The 18,080-nt window shown below is 39.1% G+C and carries 13 protein-coding genes; 7 read left to right on the forward strand and 6 right to left on the reverse strand.

Features of this window, described 5'->3' with window-relative positions; genetic code table 11:
- Positions 1–26: 26 nt before the first annotated feature.
- Positions 27–575 (reverse strand): Uma2 family endonuclease, encoded by a 549-nt coding sequence (locus tag H6G28_RS11385; RefSeq protein WP_190670822.1) that lies wholly within the window; start codon positions 573–575, stop codon positions 27–29.
- Positions 576–633: 58 nt separating this feature from the next.
- Here H6G28_RS11385 and H6G28_RS11390 point away from each other — a divergent pair, with 58 nt between their 5' ends.
- Entirely contained in the window at positions 634–1,137 is a 504-nt protein-coding gene (locus H6G28_RS11390; protein WP_190670824.1) for a DUF29 family protein, read from the forward strand.
- Positions 1,138–1,197: 60 nt separating this feature from the next.
- On the opposite strand, the gene H6G28_RS11395 is transcribed toward H6G28_RS11390, so the two are convergent.
- Complete coding sequence (locus H6G28_RS11395) at positions 1,198–2,619, reverse strand: NADP-dependent isocitrate dehydrogenase (protein WP_190590122.1); 1,422 nt, start codon at positions 2,617–2,619, stop codon at positions 1,198–1,200.
- Between the two features lie 311 nt (positions 2,620–2,930).
- Between H6G28_RS11395 and H6G28_RS11400 the strand changes: the two genes are divergently transcribed.
- The 3 genes from H6G28_RS11400 (at position 2,931) to H6G28_RS11410 (ending at position 5,061) form a co-directional block, all read left to right on the forward strand.
- The gene (locus tag H6G28_RS11400; RefSeq protein WP_190590222.1) at positions 2,931–3,653 is read left to right on the forward strand and encodes a GUN4 domain-containing protein; all 723 of its coding nucleotides are present in this window, start codon (positions 2,931–2,933) and stop codon (positions 3,651–3,653) included.
- Positions 3,654–3,698: 45 nt separating this feature from the next.
- Positions 3,699–3,836: a hypothetical protein gene (locus tag H6G28_RS11405; RefSeq protein ID WP_190670883.1), complete on the forward strand. Its 138-nt coding sequence runs from the start codon at positions 3,699–3,701 to the stop codon at positions 3,834–3,836.
- 97 nt (positions 3,837–3,933) lie between these two features.
- Positions 3,934–5,061, forward strand: a complete 1,128-nt coding sequence (locus H6G28_RS11410; protein WP_190670826.1) for an ABC transporter ATP-binding protein — start codon at positions 3,934–3,936, stop codon at positions 5,059–5,061.
- A gap of 9 nt (positions 5,062–5,070) precedes the next feature.
- Here H6G28_RS11410 and H6G28_RS11415 read toward each other — a convergent pair whose 3' ends face one another.
- The 4 genes from H6G28_RS11415 to mtnA all read right to left on the reverse strand — a co-directional run bounded on the left by H6G28_RS11415 (position 5,071) and on the right by mtnA (position 8,359).
- A complete protein-coding gene (locus H6G28_RS11415) occupies positions 5,071–5,238 on the reverse strand; it encodes a hypothetical protein (RefSeq protein ID WP_190590124.1) in 168 nt (55 codons plus the stop codon).
- A 198-nt stretch (positions 5,239–5,436) separates the two neighbouring features.
- Positions 5,437–5,907 carry a hypothetical protein gene (locus H6G28_RS11420; RefSeq protein WP_190670828.1) on the reverse strand — a complete coding sequence of 157 codons (471 nt, stop codon included), beginning with the start codon at positions 5,905–5,907 and terminating at the stop codon, positions 5,437–5,439.
- Between the two features lie 160 nt (positions 5,908–6,067).
- On the reverse strand, positions 6,068–7,288 hold the full coding sequence (locus H6G28_RS11425) for a retropepsin-like aspartic protease (protein ID WP_190670830.1): 1,221 nt from the start codon (positions 7,286–7,288) through the stop codon (positions 6,068–6,070).
- Between the two features lie 6 nt (positions 7,289–7,294).
- Positions 7,295–8,359: an S-methyl-5-thioribose-1-phosphate isomerase gene (gene mtnA / locus H6G28_RS11430; RefSeq protein ID WP_190670832.1), complete on the reverse strand. Its 1,065-nt coding sequence runs from the start codon at positions 8,357–8,359 to the stop codon at positions 7,295–7,297.
- 183 nt (positions 8,360–8,542) lie between these two features.
- Between mtnA and H6G28_RS11435 the strand changes: the two genes are divergently transcribed.
- From H6G28_RS11435 to H6G28_RS11445, 3 genes are all read left to right on the forward strand, one after another.
- The gene (locus tag H6G28_RS11435) at positions 8,543–9,649 is read left to right on the forward strand and encodes a TRAP transporter substrate-binding protein (protein WP_190590223.1); all 1,107 of its coding nucleotides are present in this window, start codon (positions 8,543–8,545) and stop codon (positions 9,647–9,649) included.
- A 264-nt stretch (positions 9,650–9,913) separates the two neighbouring features.
- The gene (locus H6G28_RS11440; RefSeq protein ID WP_190670835.1) at positions 9,914–15,958 is read left to right on the forward strand and encodes a hybrid sensor histidine kinase/response regulator; all 6,045 of its coding nucleotides are present in this window, start codon (positions 9,914–9,916) and stop codon (positions 15,956–15,958) included.
- Positions 15,955–17,946 (forward strand): ATP-binding response regulator, encoded by a 1,992-nt coding sequence (locus H6G28_RS11445; RefSeq protein WP_190670837.1) that lies wholly within the window; start codon positions 15,955–15,957, stop codon positions 17,944–17,946. Before H6G28_RS11440 ends, H6G28_RS11445 begins: the two co-directional genes overlap by 4 nt.
- Positions 17,947–18,080 lie beyond the last annotated feature (134 nt).

Here is an 18,080-nt window from a genome sequence, read left to right on the forward strand (position 1 = left end):
AAAATTCTCACTGCTCTCAACCTGACTTAACCTAATAATTCGTTCACCGCGACATTAAAACCTGGAAGTACAGTTTGAGTTCTGACTACTTCACCTGCAATAAATACAAGTCGCTGATTTTTAGTAATTACAATAATCCAACTATTTTCAGGAAATACTAACCAAACTTCTTCACTACCAGATTGCAAATATTCTTGAGATTTGGCAATCATATCTTCTGCTAAATCTGTGGGGGAAATAATTTCAGCTATTAAAGGAAAACTTTGAGGTAAAACCGCAGGTTCTCCAAATTGCTGCATCAGTTCTGGGGTAAGATAAGCCACATCAGGACGACGACCTTGTTTGTTAGTCAGACAAGGTGCTTCTGTATAAACCTCCCCGCCTTGTCCACTAGTGTCTTTGTAATTTCTCCAGTAAGTAGCTACTTTTGCCTGTATACGACTGTGTTTCAATGTCACTTCTTGTTTCTCCAGCAGTTCCCCATTTACCCATTCTGTACCTTCGGGGGGACTTTGCAGCCAATCTTCTAGGGAATAGTTTGTTGAGATATTTTCTTTAATTGGTGTGATTACCATAATTATCTATTCTTATGGGCAGGATATGATTAATATTATGACTTAGAGGTTAATGAAAATGACACAAGAATTAACCGACCTCAGAAATAGTATTTTACAAGGACGTTACGAAGATGCTTTGGCGATTGTTGATGAGTTAGAGGGGATGAGTAGACAGGCAATACTGAGGAACATTCAATCTTATTTAAAGATTTTATTGATTCATTTAATTAAAAATCAAGTGGAAAAGCGACTAACAAATTCTTGGTCTGCTTCTATTCGTAACTCTGTACGAGAAATTCAAAAAATTAATATTAAAGACAATCAAAAATCTTATTATGTCAATCAAGATGAATGGGAAAGCTTAATAGAAGAGGAAGTAATTGAAGATGCGATCGCAGATGCTAGTTTAGAAGTTATGAACGGTACATATAACCAATTTCAACTAGCTGATGTAGTCAATAGGCAACAATTAATGCACAAGGCTGTAGAATTGTTGCTCTTGACTTATAGTTATTCATCAAAAGAATTACCCAAAATTGTTGCAGAAAAATTGATTCAATTACCTGGTGCTGAAGATTAGTAATTTAAAATCATCAATCCTTTTAGGATGGGGTTTTCCCATCCTAATAATTAACGGAAATTAACCGAAATGTTGAATAATTGCGTCGGCAAATTCAGAACATTTGAGAGGTTCTACAGGTGGTTCCATTAACCTTGCTAAATCGTAGGTGACTTGACCATTAGCGATCGCATCCCCTAAACCTTTCTTAACTAAGTCGGCTGCTTCTTGCCAACCCAGATATTCCAACATCATCACGCCAGACAAAATCACTGAACCAGGGTTAATTTTGTCTAAGCCTGCGTGCTTGGGTGCTGTACCGTGAGTAGCTTCAAAAACGGCGCAAGCATCGCCAATATTCGCGCCTGGCCCCATACCTAAACCACCAACAATGGCGGCGGCTGCATCTGACAAATAATCGCCGTTGAGGTTCATTGTAGCCAGAATCGAATACTCATCTGGTCTGGTTTGGATTTGTTGAAAAATACTGTCAGCAATGCGGTCATTGACCATGACTTTATCTTTCCACTTGCCGTTACCGTGACTATCCCAAATTGAGTTAAGAACTGTTTCCACTTCCTTGACAATTTGCGCTTTTTTCTCTTGGGTAAGAGCATCAAAACCAGGGTCAATTTGACGGGCGTTGTCTTCTAGGGAAATGTTAGGATTTTTTTCTTTGTTGCTTAAAATCCAAGATTCCCGTTCGGTGACTGTTTCTTGACGAAATTCGCTGGTGGCTAGTTCATAACCCCAATCACGGAACGCGCCTTCGGTGTACTTCATGATGTTACCCTTATGCACCAGCGTTACCTGTTGCTTTTGTTTGGGTAAAGTTAAGGCGTGTTTGATGGCGCGACGTACTAGACGCTGGGAACCAGTTTTGCTGATGGGTTTAATCCCGATCCCAGAATCAAGAGGGATTTGCTTTTTCCCATGTTCTGGGGTGGCGGGGATGAGTTCTTTGTTGAGGATGGAAATTAAGCGTGAACCAATTTCACTACCTTGTTTCCATTCGATTCCCAAATATATATCTTCAGTATTTTCCCGATAAACAATGACATCTAGCTTTTCAGGGTTTTTGTGTGGTGAAGGCGTACCAGCATAGTAACGGCAAGGACGCACGCAAGCATACAAGTCAAAAATTTGCCGCAATGCCACATTTAAAGAACGAATCCCACCACCTACAGGAGTGGTCAAAGGCCCTTTAATAGCCACACCATATTCTTTAATGGCTGTGAGAGTATCTTCGGGTAAATACTGATAAGTGCCGTATAAATCACAAGCCTCATCACCAGCATAAATCTTAAACCAACTGATTTGGCGTTTACCCTGATACGCCTTAGCTACCGCCGCATCTAGTACCTTTTGGGTAGCAGGCCAGATATCAATACCTGTGCCATCGCCCCGAATAAACGGGATAATTGGATTGTCAGGCACAACTGGCTCACCATTCTTAAAGGTGATTTTTGATCCACTAGTCGGGGGGGTAATCTTTTCGTACATAGTTCAAACACTCCAGAAAAACATAAAAAGTATGAAGTATGAAGTATGAAGTGTGAAGTGTCAAATATAAATTTCACCTTCAGCCTTTATCCTTCATCTTGACTAGGTTCTAGCCTTGAGCATCCTAGTCCCTAATCCCTAAATATGCAGATTTTCCCCCTATTCCCCTTTTACAGCATTTGGGGATTAAGTGAAACTGACGCAATTTTGTACGATCAAAAATAGTAAACTACTTTTCGCTATCAGTGTTTCATCATCAAGAATCCACGATAGCGATCGCTTGTTCACTGACCGCTAACACGAGTAATGGCATGACAGACCCAATGATTGTATCAGGCACTGCTAATGACATCGACTCCCTCAGACAACGCTTAATCGCTGGGTCTCTTCAAGTCCAACAACAGATCATCCCACAGTTAGCCGAATTAGGTAACGAGGGATTGGAAGTGTTGAGGGAATTTTTACTGAAACGTCGTGAGTCCCCAGCAACTTGGATTGATGGTAAAGCTTACCAAGTCCTTTACAACTCTGATGCACCAAACGCCAGAGAATTTCTCCAAACAAATTTTCCTGAAGGCATTGTACCTCTAAAATCAGATGCAGGGATCAATTACAAACCTTTACAACAGCTACTTGCTGCTCAAGACTTCCAAGCTGCCGATCGCATGACTATTGAGAAAATGTGCGAAGTAGCAGGGCCAACGGCTGTCAAGCGCAAATGGCTGTATTTTACGGAAGTTGACAATTTCCCTGTGACTGACTTACACACCATTAATCATTTGTGGTTAGTTCATTCGGAAGGAAAATTTGGCTTTTCGGTACAGCGCGAAATTTGGTTAAGCCTCGGCAAAAATTGGGATAATTTCTGGACGAAAATCGCCTGGAAAAATGGGAATACTTGGACACGTTATCCTAATAGTTTTATTTGGGATTTGAGTGCGCCGAAAGGTCATTTACCTTTATCCAATCAACTGCGAGGTGTGCGAGTTATTGCGTCTTTATTTGCTCATCCGGCGTGGACGAATAAAGTGTGAAGTGTGAAGTGTGAAGTGTGAAGTGTGAAGTGTGAAGTGTGAAGTATGAAGAAGGATAAGCCAGAGATAGAAGATGATTTGCGTGCAGAGTATGACTTAAAAAGCTTAAGAGTCAGAAAACTTGGTTCTGAACGCAAGAGTTTTGCTCAAACAATAGACATCTTTCAAAAGTCCAAATTTTAAACTCTTTCTTTGCGTCTATGCGTGAGGAAAGAATCTTTCTGCAAGAAGTCTAATGATTTGTTTAGAAAAAACAAACGACAAAGGACAAAATTAAATAATGGCTAAAGTACGTCTCGAAGAAATTAAACGTCGGTTTAACAACGTCACCGCCATCGAAGATATTAGCTTTGAAATTCCCGATGGCGAATTTTGGGTGTTAGTCGGGCCTTCTGGTTGTGGGAAGTCGACAATTTTACGGACGATCGCGGGTTTAGAAACTGCCACTTCGGGCAAACTATTTATAGGCGATCGCTTAATGAATAATATCCCCGCTAGACAGCGCGATGTGGCGATGGTGTTTCAAAACTACGCCCTTTATCCGCACATGACGGTGGCGGAAAATATCGCCTTTGGGATGCAGATGCGAAAGGTGGACGCGAAACTCATTCAAGAACGGGTGGGGACGGTGGCGCGATCGCTTTCGTTGGAACATTTATTAGATCGCAAACCCAAACAGCTTTCTGGTGGACAGCAACAACGGGTAGCATTAGGAAGAGCGATCGCCCGTGAACCCCAAGTATTTTTATTAGATGAACCTTTATCTAATTTAGATGCTCAATTGCGCGATGACACCAGAGCCGAATTAAAACAACTCCATCAAGAGTTAGGAATTACCACGGTTTATGTAACTCACGACCAAGTTGAGGCGATGACCTTGGCTGATAAAATTGTCGTGCTGAATCGTGGGAGAATCCAACAAATTGGCGAACCCCAAAGCATTTACGCGCTTCCAGCTAATCAAATGGTGGCAACTTTTTTAGGCAATCCACCAATGAATATTTTGTCAGCAAAATATACCAATGATGGCTTTGATGTGGGTGAACAATTAATTGCAGTTCCCGAAGTTGTCAGGGAAAAATTACAGATGCGTCCAGGACAGAATTATGATTTGGGTATTAGACCAGAACATGTTTCTATTAACAATAACTCAGCACTCCCCACTCAGCACGGGCTAAACGCCCCGCTACCGCTAACAGCACTTTCCGTAGAAGTGAAGGTGGTTGAGCCTTTGGGGAGAGAAACTTTAATTCGTGCGAGTTTACCTGGTTCGACAGTGTTATTGAATGTGCAGATTGGTGGAAATGTACGGGTGAGTGTAGGCGATCGCTTATCCTTACAATTAGATTTAACTCAGTTATTTATCTTTGATTCTATTACTGGAGATAGGATATGGCCAGAGCCATAAAATTAAGAATTAGGGTAAATTACGCTGCTGCCACTTGTCAGTTTCACAAGCAGCTTGATCATGCCAAATTCTACAACTAATTACAGGATATAAATAGAGAAATGCTACTCCAATAATCACACAAACCCAAGCAAAACGAATAGCCCAAGTTTTTAGGTTAAATGGTTTTTTATACATGAATACCCTAGATTAGTTTCACATATTTGATCATCTATAGCAATCCCAAATGATTTATCAAAATAGAATTCAGCAGTCAGGAGCCAGAATTAAATTCTGAATTCTTCTTCAAAAACATCTCTCTTCCTTGTCTCCCTTTTCTACCTTGTCCCCCTTGTCTTTATTGCTCACATATCAACTAAAACTGCTATGTATCTTTTACTGAGTCAAAACTTCCATCTTGGTAATGATTGATTCTTTTTTAGTTTTGCCGCAAGGTTCAGCACTTTGACAATCACTTACTGATTCAATTGTGTAAGATGCACGGACTTTTTTGTTTAAAAATTTCGCCGATTCCGCACAAATTTCAAAAGATGCACCTACCGGATGTTCAATTCCTTGTTCATCAATTAATGTGGCATAACACAATAAATCACCGTTGACTAGTTCTTTGACTGTACCAATAGTTGGTAAAGCTTTTGTCGATGTTTCTGGGTTTTCGGATGGCGAAACCTCTGTTGTGGGAGTTGGTTCAGGAGATGTAGTCACTTCAGTGATTTGTCTAGGACTTTGGGGAATTTTAGATTTAGTTGTCGGGTTTTCTTGGCTAACTTCTGTAGAAGAATTAGCACAACCGCTAATCCAAATTAGACAAATAATTAATCCAGTAATTAAGCTAGAGTTGTTCATAGTTAGAGTCTATTTATAAAGTATAAGTAGGGTGTGTTACGGCTGTACAAGGATTTGGTAATGTTCAATAATTAATTTTGAAAGCCAGAATGCCCACAATAGTAATATTCTTACCTCCTGCCTCGGTTGGTGAGCGTAGCCGAACCACTGTTTCCTGCCTCTAAGGTGTTAAAACTAAACTTCCCGATTGCACAACTCCCAGCGCATTTGGTTTATCAAACCGCCAATGTTGTTGATATTGATTGAGAAAGTTTTGACCAATAATACCTTCTACACCAGGAAGTTTGAGAATATTACTTTGCTCAACAACAACAGCATCAATTTCATTTACTTGATGTTGCTGAATTTGCAGCTTATTCAATTTGATTTTTTTGACAGTTTCCCGTCCACCCAAACCAAATACTTCTGCGGTCGGGGCGTTGCGAGTGTCAATTCCTAATTTTTGCGCGATAGATTGAGAAACTGCGATCGTATAGGCTCCTGTATCTAAAACAAAAGTAAAAGGCCCTTCACCATTAATGTAAACTTGAGTCGTTAAAATCCCAAAGGTTCCTTTTAAAGGAATAGCACCCGCAACAGATTTAGAAGGTGGTAATAGTTGTAATTGTTGTTTTTTGGGATTGAGAACAACATCGAACTTACTCAGAAAATCTAATCCTAAAACTCCAGATATATCCTGTGGTAATGCTGGTGTAGGTAATTCTAAGCCATAAAGACCAGAAACAGTGGCAGAATTTACACTTAAACCTGGTAAGATATGAGTCTTAACTTCTAGGTTTTTGAAGTTATTACCAATAACAGGTTTATATTCTAAAAGTCCATTGGGAATAGGTTTACTATTCAGACCTAATTGTTGAGCAATTTGATTATTGATAATGGTTTGACCGCTACCAGTATCTAAGATAAAAGTTTGCGTTTGTTTGCCAATGCGGACGGGGATTCTAAACACAGAACTCTCACGTTCCAATTGCAGTTTTACATTAGCTTGTCCTCGACTAGTTGATTGCGGGAGTTTCACACCAACCGCTTCCATAAAAGCGGCGACGCGCTCAACAGCATCAGGACGAAATTCTCCATTTGAAGTTAAAGTGAGGATTTGTAAAGCACATTTTGTTGTGATAGCTTCTGATTCGGCTTGATTAATAAGCTTTTGCTCAGAAATTTTAGCCTCAGCACATTTTGATACTTCTTGTAAAAGTTGCTGTCCAAGATTAACTTGACCAGCAGCAGGTGTCGGTAACAAAGAAACAAGACTGCTGGAAAGAATGCCCGTTATAAATAAATGAGAAAACAGGCTTTTGCTACGGCGGAAATTTTGGTTAGCTGGAACTTGAGATTTTTTCTGCCGAGGCTGAATAGAAATTTGCATAAAAACAGTCATGATAATTTAGTTAAAAGACTGTTGTAACTGGTATTTCGCTAAATCACCAGGTGCAAATGCTCCATTTTCTGTAATGATGGCTGTAATTAACTCGGCTGGTGTGACATCAAAAGCTGGGTTGTAAAATTCTACGCCTTCAGGGGTGAGTCTGGTGTCACCAACTTGGTAAATTTCCTCTGGGTGACGTTCTTCTATAGGGATTTGACTACCATCACACAAGGCAAAATCAACGGTGGAAAAAGGTGCCGCAACAAAAAATGGTACATTGTGAGCTTTAGCAACGATCGCTAAACTATACGTACCAATTTTATTCGCTGTGTCACCATTCGCCGCAATCCTATCAGCGCCCACAACAACAGCATGAATTAAACCCCTCTGCATACAATGGGCGGCCATATTATCGGTAATTAGCGTCACAGGTATATTTTCCTGTACACATTCCCAAGCAGTGAGTTTTGCACCTTGTAACCGGGGGCGGGTTTCATCAGCAAACAACTTTTCTAAACGCCCTTCGCGCCAAGCAGAACGGACAACACCCAAAGCTGTACCATAACCCGCAGTTGCTAACGCCCCAGCATTGCAGTGAGTTAGTAAAGTTAGCTTTGCGGGTGTTTTCGGCAATACAGTTAAACCATGATCACCCATCGCCTGACAAGTTTGCAAATCTTCTGCATTAATAGCTTGGGCGGTTTGGAATAAAACTTGTTTGATATCTTCGACGCTTCCTTCCGTGGCGTGGGCAATTTTTAACATCCGACTAATTGCCCAGAATAAGTTTACCGCCGTGGGACGGGTAGAGCGTAATAATTGCGCGACATTTTCTAGCTGGGTTAAAAATTCAGTGCGTTCCCTGGTTGTAATTTCTCTCGCCCCCAGATACATCCCATAAGCCGCAGCCACCCCAATAGCCGGCGCACCCCGCACAATCATGGTTTTAATCGCCCGCGCCATATCTTCGCTACGATGAATTTCCACAAAGGTGTATTCATTCGGTAAACGGGTTTGGTCAATGAGTGATACGGAATCATTGTGCCAAATGACTGGATAAACTTCGTTTGCAGAATTTGTCATAAAAATTGGTAGGGATGATGAATTGTGTACCTAGGAGTTAGAGCTTAGGGAAGAGAGGTTAGTCTTTTTCAAGAGAACTCAGCATTTGCTCAAGTCAACTATTCACGAGAAAATCCTACAACTAAATATGAGAAACTGTCTTCTCTAACCCCTAATCTCTAGCCTCTAGTCTCTATAAGCATGATGAAACGCCGAAAGATTTTAAACACAGCTGCTTTAGCCACAGCCACTGCTGCAACCTTAACCGCTTGTAACCGCAGTACCACATCCCCCGCAGTGCAAACGGGACTTCCGACTGTCCGTTGGCGAATGGCTACTAGTTGGACTAAAAGTTTAGGAACTTTTATCGGTGCAAAGGTGGTTTCACAAAGAGTCAAGGAAATGACTAACGGTCGGTTTACAATTACCCCCTTTGCGGCTGGTGAGTTAGTTCCAGGATTACAAGTTTTAGATGCGGTACAAGCCGGAACTGTAGAATGCGGTCATACATCCAGCTATTATTACATCGGTAAAAGTCCGGCTTTGGCTTTCGCCACCTCTGTACCCTTTGGTTTAAACGCCCAACAGCAGAACGCTTGGTTATATCATGGCGGCGGTTTAGAAGCGATTCAGAAAGTCTACACCAACTTCAACATTATTAATTTTCCCGCAGGTAACACCGGGGCGCAGATGGGGGGCTGGTTTAAAAAAGAAATTAAAACTGTCGCTGACCTCAAAGGTTTAAAAATGCGAATTCCGGGATTAGGTGGACAGGTAATGTCGCGTTTGGGTGTAAATGTGCAAGTTTTACCTGGAGGCGAAATTTATTTGTCACTTGACCGGGGTGCAATTGACGCGGCTGAATGGGTAGGCCCTTACGATGATGAAAAACTCGGTTTAAATAAAGCTGCAAAATATTATTACTATCCTGGTTGGTGGGAACCAGGGCCATCTTTAGATGTGTTAGTTAATTTGAATGCTTGGAACAAATTACCCCAAGAATATCAACAAATTTTAAAAGCCGCTACTTTAGAAGCCAACATGAATATGCTGACAGAATACGATGCGTTGAATGGTGCAGCACTTTCGAGATTGATTGCTGGTGGTACACAACTCACTCCCTATAGTCAAGAGATTTTACAAGCAGCACAGCAAATTGCTCTTGAGATATATGAAGAAAACGCCACTAAAGATACTAACTTCAAACAAGTTTATGAACAATGGAAAAACTTCCGTCAACAAGTTTATAACTGGAATCGGGTGAATGAGTTAAGCTACGCTAATTTTGTCACTGCTAGTAATAGCAAGTAATCATATCCCCACACAAACTACAGCAGTGTGGGGATATTAATTTACTGCTGAGATTGCTTATTTAAGAATTGCGATCGCACAAAAAAACATCCATCAAATTAGTTGATTTGTATTACCATCGATAAAAGTAACGCGAAAAAAAATACGTCCGTTGCAAATGCCCCATCTCGGTCATAGTAGGAGTTAGGGGTCAGTTTTCCTCGTGTTTCCGGTTGGTGAGCCTGTCGAACCACTGCCCTCTAACTCCTGCCTTCAAAAATAAACATGAGTATTATTCTTACCGACTACAGCCTCATTCAAGTTATTGATGATAATACTAATACCTGTATTTATCGCGCCTATCAAGAATCAACACAAACATCGGTAATTATTAAAACTCTGAAAACTGAGTATCCTACAATTGAACAAATCACTCGCCTAAGATACGAGTATCAAATACTGCAATCTTTACGAATATCAGGAGTGATTCAACCTCTCGCTTTAGAAAGTACACAAAATAAAATCGCACTGATTTTAGAAGACTTCCTTGGTGAAACACTGCATAATTTTATTAGCACAAATAAATTAGAATTAACTCAAATTTTACAAATTGCAATTCAATTAGCCTCAACCTTAGCTCAGTTACATCAAAATAATATTATTCATAAAGATATCCAACCCCATAATATTTTAATCGACCCCAACACCAATCAAATCAAAATTATCAACTTTAGTATTGCTTCACGCTTACATAGCGAAAATCAAACCATAAATAACATAAATTTACTCGAAGGTAGTCTGGCTTATCTCTCACCCGAACAAACAGGGAGAATGAACCGCTTAATAGACTATCGCACTGATTTTTATTCTTTGGGTGTAACACTTTATCAAATGTTAGTTGGTCAACTGCCCTTTGTAGCAGATGATCCTTTAGAACTAATTCATTCTCATATTGCTAAAACTCCCATAGCACCTCAAGAATTAAATCCACAAATTCCAGTGGCAGTATCTAATATTGTGCTGAAATTATTAGCTAAAACTGCTGAGGACAGATATCAAAATGCCTTGGGTTTAAAAGCAGATTTAGAATCATGTTTATATCAGCTACAAACAACTGGCAAAATTACAGATTTGGTTATCGGTAAACTTGATTTAAACAGTCAATTGCTGATTCCACAAAAACTTTATGGACGTGAGCAAGAAGTTACTCAATTGATGAGTATTTTTGAGCGAATCAGTTCAGGAAGCACGGAGTTAACATTAGTTAGTGGTTATTCAGGAATTGGTAAATCTTCCCTAGTTAATGAATTTTCTAAATCGATTATTCGCCAGGGTGGTTATTTTATTGGAGGAAAATTTGACCAGTATAAACGTCATATACCTTATGCGGCATTCATCCAGGCTTTTCAAGAAGTAATTCGGCAGATATTAACAGAAAGTGCTGAAAAAATCACGAGTTGGAAGATGAAAATTTTATCAGCAGTTGGGGTTTATGGGCAAGTAATTATTGAGGTGATTCCTGATGTTGAAAAAATTATCGGTACTCAGCCAGAAATACCATCATTAGGAATTAACGAAGCCCAAAACCGTTTTAATCGATTATTTCAACAATTTATTCATGTATTTGCCCAAGCAGAACATCCTTTAGTAATTTTTTTAGATGACTTGCAGTGGGCGGATGTGGCATCTTTGAAGTTAATTCAACTACTCATCAGTGATATTGAGAGCAAATATTTATTACTCATGGGTGCATATCGTGAGCATGAAGTCACTCCAAGTCATCCATTAATATTAACTCTTGCAGCAATCCAGAAAAATGGTGTAAATATCAATAAGATTGTACTTCAGCCTTTGAATATTAGTCATGTTCAACAATTAGTTAGTGATACCTTGAGTATTTTTTCAGAAGATTCCCAAGAACTAGCTGATTTAGTTTTTCATAAAACCCAGGGCAATCCATTTTTTGTAACGCAATTACTCAAATCTCTGCATCAAGAAAACTTTTTATCTTTTAATTTTGATCAAGCCTGTTGGCAATGGCATATCGAAACTATAAAAGATATTGACATTACCGATAATGTTGTTGAATTGATGGTGAACCAAATTCAGAAGTTATCACCGAGAACTCAAAAAGTTTTACAACTGGCTGCTTGTATTGGCGATAAATTTAACTTAGATATTTTGAGCATTGTGAATCAAAAATCTTGGGTAGAAACAGCTAAAGAACTTTGGGAAGCTTTACAAGCAGGCTTAATTTTACCTTTAGATTCGTCTTATAAAATACCTTTGATTTTAACTGAACAGCAAGCCGAACAGCAAATTAGCTATAAATTTTTACATGATCGTGTACAACAAGCATCTTATTCGCTAATTCCCGATGTTGAGAAAAAAAATACTCATTTCACCATTGGTAAATTACTGTTACAAAAATTTTCTCCAGAAGAGCAGAAAGAGCATATTTTTTATTTAGTCAATCACCTCAAATATGGCATTGATTTACTAACTTACGATTGGGAAATATATGAGTTAGTAGAATTGAATTTAATAGCCGGGAAAAAAGCCAAAGCTACGGCTGCTTATGAGTCTGCTATGGGTTATTTAAAGATATGTTTAAGCCTTTTGAATAATTCTAGCTGGTATCACCAATATGAATTGACATTAAATGTCCATCAACAAGCAGCAGAAGTAGCATTTCTAAGCGGTGACTTTGAGCAAATGGAGTTATTAGCTGAAATTGTTCTACAACAAGCAAAAACCCAACTGGAAAAAGTGAGGGTTTATGAGTTGCAAATCAAAAGTTGTGAGGTGCAAAGAAAATTAATGGCGGCTGTACAGCTTGGTTTAGAAGTTTTAGAAATATTGGGAATAAAACTCAACCAAGCACCAACCGAGTTAGATATCCAGCAAGCTATTCAAGAAACCACTAATTATTTAGCAGGGAAACAAATCGAGGATTTAATTCATTCGCCTGCGGTGACAGATGCTCATAAATTAGCTGCGATGAGGCTAATAGCAAGTTTAGTACCTGCTGCTTATCAATCTGCACCAAAATTATTTATTTTGATTGCTTGTCAGCAAGTCAACTTATCTATTCAATACGGCAATACGCCATTTTCGGCTAGTGGGTTTGCTGATTTTGGTATAGTTTTTAGTGGTTTGTGCCAAGATATTGACGCTGCTTATCAAGTTGGACAATTAGCTTTAAATTTATTAGAAAGTCTAGATACTTATGAAGTCAGAAGTCAAGTTTTATTTAAAGTTGCTACTTTCATAATTCCTTGGAAACATCATGTCAAAGATACCTTACCACTTTTAGAAGCTGCTTACTTTAGTGGCTTAGAAACTGGGGATTTAGTACATACAGGATATTCAGCCAGTAAGAAGTGTCAATATGCCTATTGGAGTGGTGCAGAGTTAACCAGTCTCGAACAGGAAATGGCAAGATATAGTCAGGCGATCGCACAAATTCATCAAGAGACTGCACTAAAATGGCACCAAGTGTTTCACCAAGCTGTTTTGAATTTACTGGGGTTATCAGAAAACCCTTGTCTGTTAATTGGTGAAGCCTATAACGAAGCCGAATTATTAGCAGTTCATATCCAATCAAATGAGCGCACAATTATTCACTATGTGTTTCTCAATAAATTAATTTTGTGCTATCTCCTGGGAGATTTTCATCAAGCTGTAGAAAATGCCAGCAAAGCAGAACAGTATTTAGATGGAGTCACAGGATGGTTAAATGTGCCGTTATTCCATTTTTATGATTCTTTAGCGCAACTTGCTATCTATCCATCAGCCACATCTGAGTATCAAAAGCTGCTGTTAGATAAAGTCAATCATCATCAACAAAAAATGCAAACATGGGCGAGTTATGCGCCGATGAATTTTCAACATAAATATGAGCTTGTCGAAGCCGAAAAAGCCAGAGTTTTAGGACAGTATTGGCAAGCAACGGCACATTATGACAAAGCTATTATGCAAGCGCAAGAGCAAGGATATATCCAAGAAGCAGCTCTCGCCAATGAACTAGCAGCAAAGTTTTATTTTGAGACTGGTAGAGATAAGGTAGCCCAGATTTATTTAATTGATGCTTACTATGGATATAGTAACTGGGGAGCCATAGCCAAGTTGCGCGATTTAGAAGTTAGATATCCCCAAATTGTGGCGCGGCTATCGGAACGTCAAACACCAAACTCAGGTAAAAATCAACTCATCAACGCTATCAATCACAATACCAGTGAAGCTTTTGATTTAGCAACAGTGATGAAAGCGGCTCAAGCACTTTCTGGTGAAATTGTTTTAGACAAATTACTGGCTAAATTAATGCAAATTCTGTTAGAAAATGCTGGTGCAGCCACAGGATATTTAATTTTAAATCAGGCAGATACTTTATTAATTGCTGCATCAGGTAGTTTTGCTCAACCTGAAATTAATGTCCGTCAATCTACCCCTGTTGAATCCAGTGAGAATTTGCCCATATCCGTGATTAATTATGTGTATCGCACTGGGGAGCATGTGGTTCTTAGTAATGCTAATTGCGAAGGTGTATTTACTACAGATGATTATATTGTTAAGCATCAACCAAAGTCGATTTTATGTAGCCCAATTGTCAATCAAGGCAAGTTAATCGGTATACTTTATTTAGAAAATAAATTGATTGCTGGAGCATTTACACCAGAACGATTAGAAGTTTTACAACTTTTATCATCACAAGCTGCAATTTCTTTAGAAAATGCCCGCCTTTATCATGATTTAGAAGAATATAATCGCACATTAGAAACAAAAGTTAAAGAACGCACGCTGGAATTACAAGCAAAAAATTTTCAATTACAACAAGAAATTCAAGAACGCCAAAAAGCCGAAGAAGCAGCCGCAGCCGCTAACCGCGCCAAGAGTGAATTTTTGGCTAATATGAGTCATGAACTGCGAACACCTTTAAATGGCATCTTAGGTTATACGCAAATCTTTCAAACAGATACTTCTTTAAGTAGTCAACAGAGAAATGGTGTCAATATTATTCATCAGTGTGGTGAACATCTGCTAACACTGATTAATGATATTTTAGATATTTCTAAAATTGAAGCGCGGAAAATGGATCTGGAGTTGAAAGAATTTAATTTTCCCGCCTTTTTAGAAGGTATCGCCGAAATTTGCCATCTGCGGGCAGAAATGAAAGGTATTGCTTTAGTTTATCAGCCCCTTGGTTATCTACCCAGGCGCATTCGGGGTGATGAAAAACGCTTAAGGCAAGTTTTAATCAATTTATTAAGTAATGCGGTTAAGTTTACAAAAAAAGGTAGGATAAGTTTTAAAGTAGGTTATGTAACCCAGGACGGAGACTGGATATTAAATGGCGAAAAACTTACTAGCCAATCTCCAACACCAAAAATTCGCTTTTTAGTAGAAGACACAGGAATTGGCATCGCCCATGAGCAATTAGAAGAAATATTTCTGCCCTTCAAACAAGCGGGTGAGGATAGTTTGAAGACGGAAGGAACGGGTTTAGGCTTATCAATTAGCCGTCAATTAGTGCAGATGATGGGTGGCGAATTATGTGTCAAAAGTGAACTAGGTAAAGGCAGTATTTTTTGGCTCGATTTGGCATTACCAGAAGTTGAGCAACAGTTAAATTTTGAGATTGAGCCACTTAATATTATTGGTTTTGCTGGCTGCAAACGCAAAATTTTAGTTGTGGATGATAAATGGGAAAATCGCTCAGTATTAGTCAATATTTTAGAGCCTTTGGGTTTTGAAGTTTTGGCGGCGAGTGATGGTTTAGACTGTCTAGATAAAATACCTAATTTTCAACCAGATTTAATTTTAATGGATTTGGTGATGACGGGAATGGATGGTTTTGAAGCCACTCGGCGCTTGCGATTGTTACCAAACTTTAAGGAAGTAGTAGTCATTGCAGTCTCAGCCAGTGTGTTTGAGTTTAATCAACAAGAAAGCCGTAACGTTGGGTGTGATGACTTTCTTGCAAAACCGATTCAAAGAGCCGAACTTTTAGAAAAGTTACAAGTTCACTTGGGATTAACATGGGTATATGAAGACAAGGTAAGAAAGATAAAGGATGCACACAAAAGTTCAATTGATCCTTTACAATTAACATCTCAGGCTTCAATTGTGCCTCCCTCAGCAAATGAACTGACGATTTTGCTAGATTTGGCTATGCGGGGTGACTTAAGAAGTATTGCTGAAAGAACGCAAAAACTACAAGAACAAAGTGAGGAGTTACAACCTTTTGCTACTCGGTTATATCAACTGGCTAAAGGTTTTAAAGGGAAACAAATATTGGAGTTTCTCCAAAAGTATTCTGAGGCTTTATGAAAAATGATTTTAATAAATCCGGTGTCATTTTAATTGTTGATGATACTCCCATCAATTTAGAAATGTTGTTTGATTTTTTAGGCACGGCTGGATTTACAGTATTAATTGCTGAGGATGGTGAAAGTGCGATCGCCATAGCAGAATATGGTAAGCCTGACTTAATTTTGTTAGATATCCTCATGCCGAGAATTGACGGTTTTGAAACTTGTCGTCGTCTGAAAGCGCAGGAATCAACCCAAGATATTCCCGTGATTTTTATGACAGCACTTTCGGAAACTGTTGATAAAGTTAAAGGCTTTGAACTGGGTGCAGTTGATTACCTCACCAAACCACTACAGCACCAAGAAGTATTAGCAAGGATTCAGTTGCATCTGAAGTTACGCACTCTTACCAAAACATTACAAGAGCAGAATTTACGTTTAGAAGCCGAAATTACAGAACGTTTACAAGTTGAAGAAAAAATCCGCGAACAAGCAGCTTTATTAGATGTAACTAGCGATGCAATTGTCGTGAAAGATTTTAATAATCAAATTTGTTTTTGGAACCAAGGCGCGGAAAATTTATATGGTTGGAAAGCGACTGAAGTTATTGGTGAGAATGTCAATCAGATTTTATATCCACCAGACACTTTAGCACAAGTCCAAAATATTTATGCAAGTATAGCTGAGTCTGGCTTTTGGCAAGGAGAATTAAACCAAGTTAACAAACAAGGACAAACTGTGATTGTGGCGAGTCGTTGGACATTAATGTGCGATCGCCATAACCAGCCTAAATCAATTTTGACTGTTAATACTGATATTACCGAAAAAAAACATTTAGAAAATCAAATTCTCCGCGCTCAACGTTTAGAAAGCATCGGCACATTAGCCAGTGGTATCGCTCACGACTTGAACAATATTTTGACACCGATTTTAACAGCCGCACAACTACTACAACTCAAACTGCCAGATACTAATGAGCGTAATCAACAAATGTTGAAAACCATCGAAGCTAATTCTAAACGTGGTGCAGCTTTAGTTAAGCAAGTCTTACAATTTGCACGGGGAGTAGATGGGCAGCGTACTATTGTGCAAGTTAGTCATTTATGTTCAGAAATTCAACAAATTGTCCAAGAAACTTTTCCCAAATCAATTGAATTAACAACTCAAATTCAGCCAGGACTTTGGGCGGTAATTGGCGATGCAACCCACTTACATCAACTATTAATGAATTTAGTAGTTAATGCCCGTGATGCCATGCCCAGAGGTGGTAGTATCAACATTTCTGCGTCAAATTTGTTAGTCGATGAACAGTATGCAAGGATGAATTTAGATGCCCGTGTCGGTGCTTATATTGTAGTGACAATTACAGACACAGGTGTAGGAATGCCACCAGAGATTATTGATAGAATCTTTGAGCCATTTTTCACCACCAAAGAAATTGGGAAAGGTACGGGATTAGGTTTATCAACTGTCAGAGGTATCATTCAAAGTCACGGTGGTTTTGTGAATGTTTGGAGTCAAGTTGGTAGGGGTACAGAATTTAAAATTTTCTTACCAGCCGTCGAGGTAGCAAATCCACTCCTAGCGGAAGACTTAGATTTACTCAAAGGTGACGGAGAGTTAATTTTAGTAGTTGATGATGAAAGTGGCATTTTAGAAACTACAAAAATTTCCTTAGAAAGCTACAACTACAGAGTATTAACTGCTACTAATGGCATTGAAGCGATCGCTCTTTACGCTCAACACGAAGACGAAATTAGCTTAGTGTTGATGGATATGATGATGCCTGCAATGGATGGTGCTACGGCGATTAGCACTTTGCAAAAAATGAACTCTCAAGTCAAGGTGATTGCTGTTAGTGGTTTGACAGCTAGTAGTAAATTAACCAAGTTATCTGGTGTGAAAAAGTTTATTTCTAAGCCTTATACAACAAAGGATTTATTGCAAACCTTACACAGCATTTTGGTACAGGAATCTAGACACCCAGAGCGTGTGGCTAAATCTTAGATAAGATATAGGACTAATATTTGATTTCTGAAATGTATGTAGGATGTGTTAGCGACAGCGTAACGCATCTACCGCCGAGTTTTCGGTGCGTTAAGGCTTACGCCTAACACACCCTACACATAATCAGCACTTTG

It is taken from the genome of Nostoc sp. FACHB-190, assembly GCF_014696905.1.
In the GTDB taxonomy this organism is placed as follows: Bacteria; Cyanobacteriota; Cyanobacteriia; order Cyanobacteriales; family Nostocaceae; genus Nostoc_B.

What these genes read in the sequence shown, in the direction of transcription:
- H6G28_RS11415 (WP_190590124.1), bottom strand. Translation starts at nt 5,238, where the DNA reads ATGTATAAAAAACCATTTAACCTAAAAACTTGGGCTATTCGTTTTGCT.
- H6G28_RS11395 (WP_190590122.1), bottom strand. Translation starts at nt 2,619, where the DNA reads ATGTACGAAAAGATTACCCCCCCGACTAGTGGATCAAAAATCACCTTT.
- H6G28_RS11410 (WP_190670826.1), top strand. Translation starts at nt 3,934, where the DNA reads ATGGCTAAAGTACGTCTCGAAGAAATTAAACGTCGGTTTAACAACGTC.
- H6G28_RS11385 (WP_190670822.1), bottom strand. Translation starts at nt 575, where the DNA reads ATGGTAATCACACCAATTAAAGAAAATATCTCAACAAACTATTCCCTA.
- H6G28_RS11405 (WP_190670883.1), top strand. Translation starts at nt 3,699, where the DNA reads ATGAAGAAGGATAAGCCAGAGATAGAAGATGATTTGCGTGCAGAGTAT.
- mtnA (WP_190670832.1), bottom strand. Translation starts at nt 8,359, where the DNA reads ATGACAAATTCTGCAAACGAAGTTTATCCAGTCATTTGGCACAATGAT.
- H6G28_RS11420 (WP_190670828.1), bottom strand. Translation starts at nt 5,907, where the DNA reads ATGAACAACTCTAGCTTAATTACTGGATTAATTATTTGTCTAATTTGG.
- H6G28_RS11435 (WP_190590223.1), top strand. Translation starts at nt 8,543, where the DNA reads ATGAAACGCCGAAAGATTTTAAACACAGCTGCTTTAGCCACAGCCACT.
- H6G28_RS11445 (WP_190670837.1), top strand. Translation starts at nt 15,955, where the DNA reads ATGAAAAATGATTTTAATAAATCCGGTGTCATTTTAATTGTTGATGAT.
- H6G28_RS11390 (WP_190670824.1), top strand. Translation starts at nt 634, where the DNA reads ATGACACAAGAATTAACCGACCTCAGAAATAGTATTTTACAAGGACGT.
- H6G28_RS11425 (WP_190670830.1), bottom strand. Translation starts at nt 7,288, where the DNA reads ATGACTGTTTTTATGCAAATTTCTATTCAGCCTCGGCAGAAAAAATCT.
- H6G28_RS11400 (WP_190590222.1), top strand. Translation starts at nt 2,931, where the DNA reads ATGACAGACCCAATGATTGTATCAGGCACTGCTAATGACATCGACTCC.
- H6G28_RS11440 (WP_190670835.1), top strand. Translation starts at nt 9,914, where the DNA reads ATGAGTATTATTCTTACCGACTACAGCCTCATTCAAGTTATTGATGAT.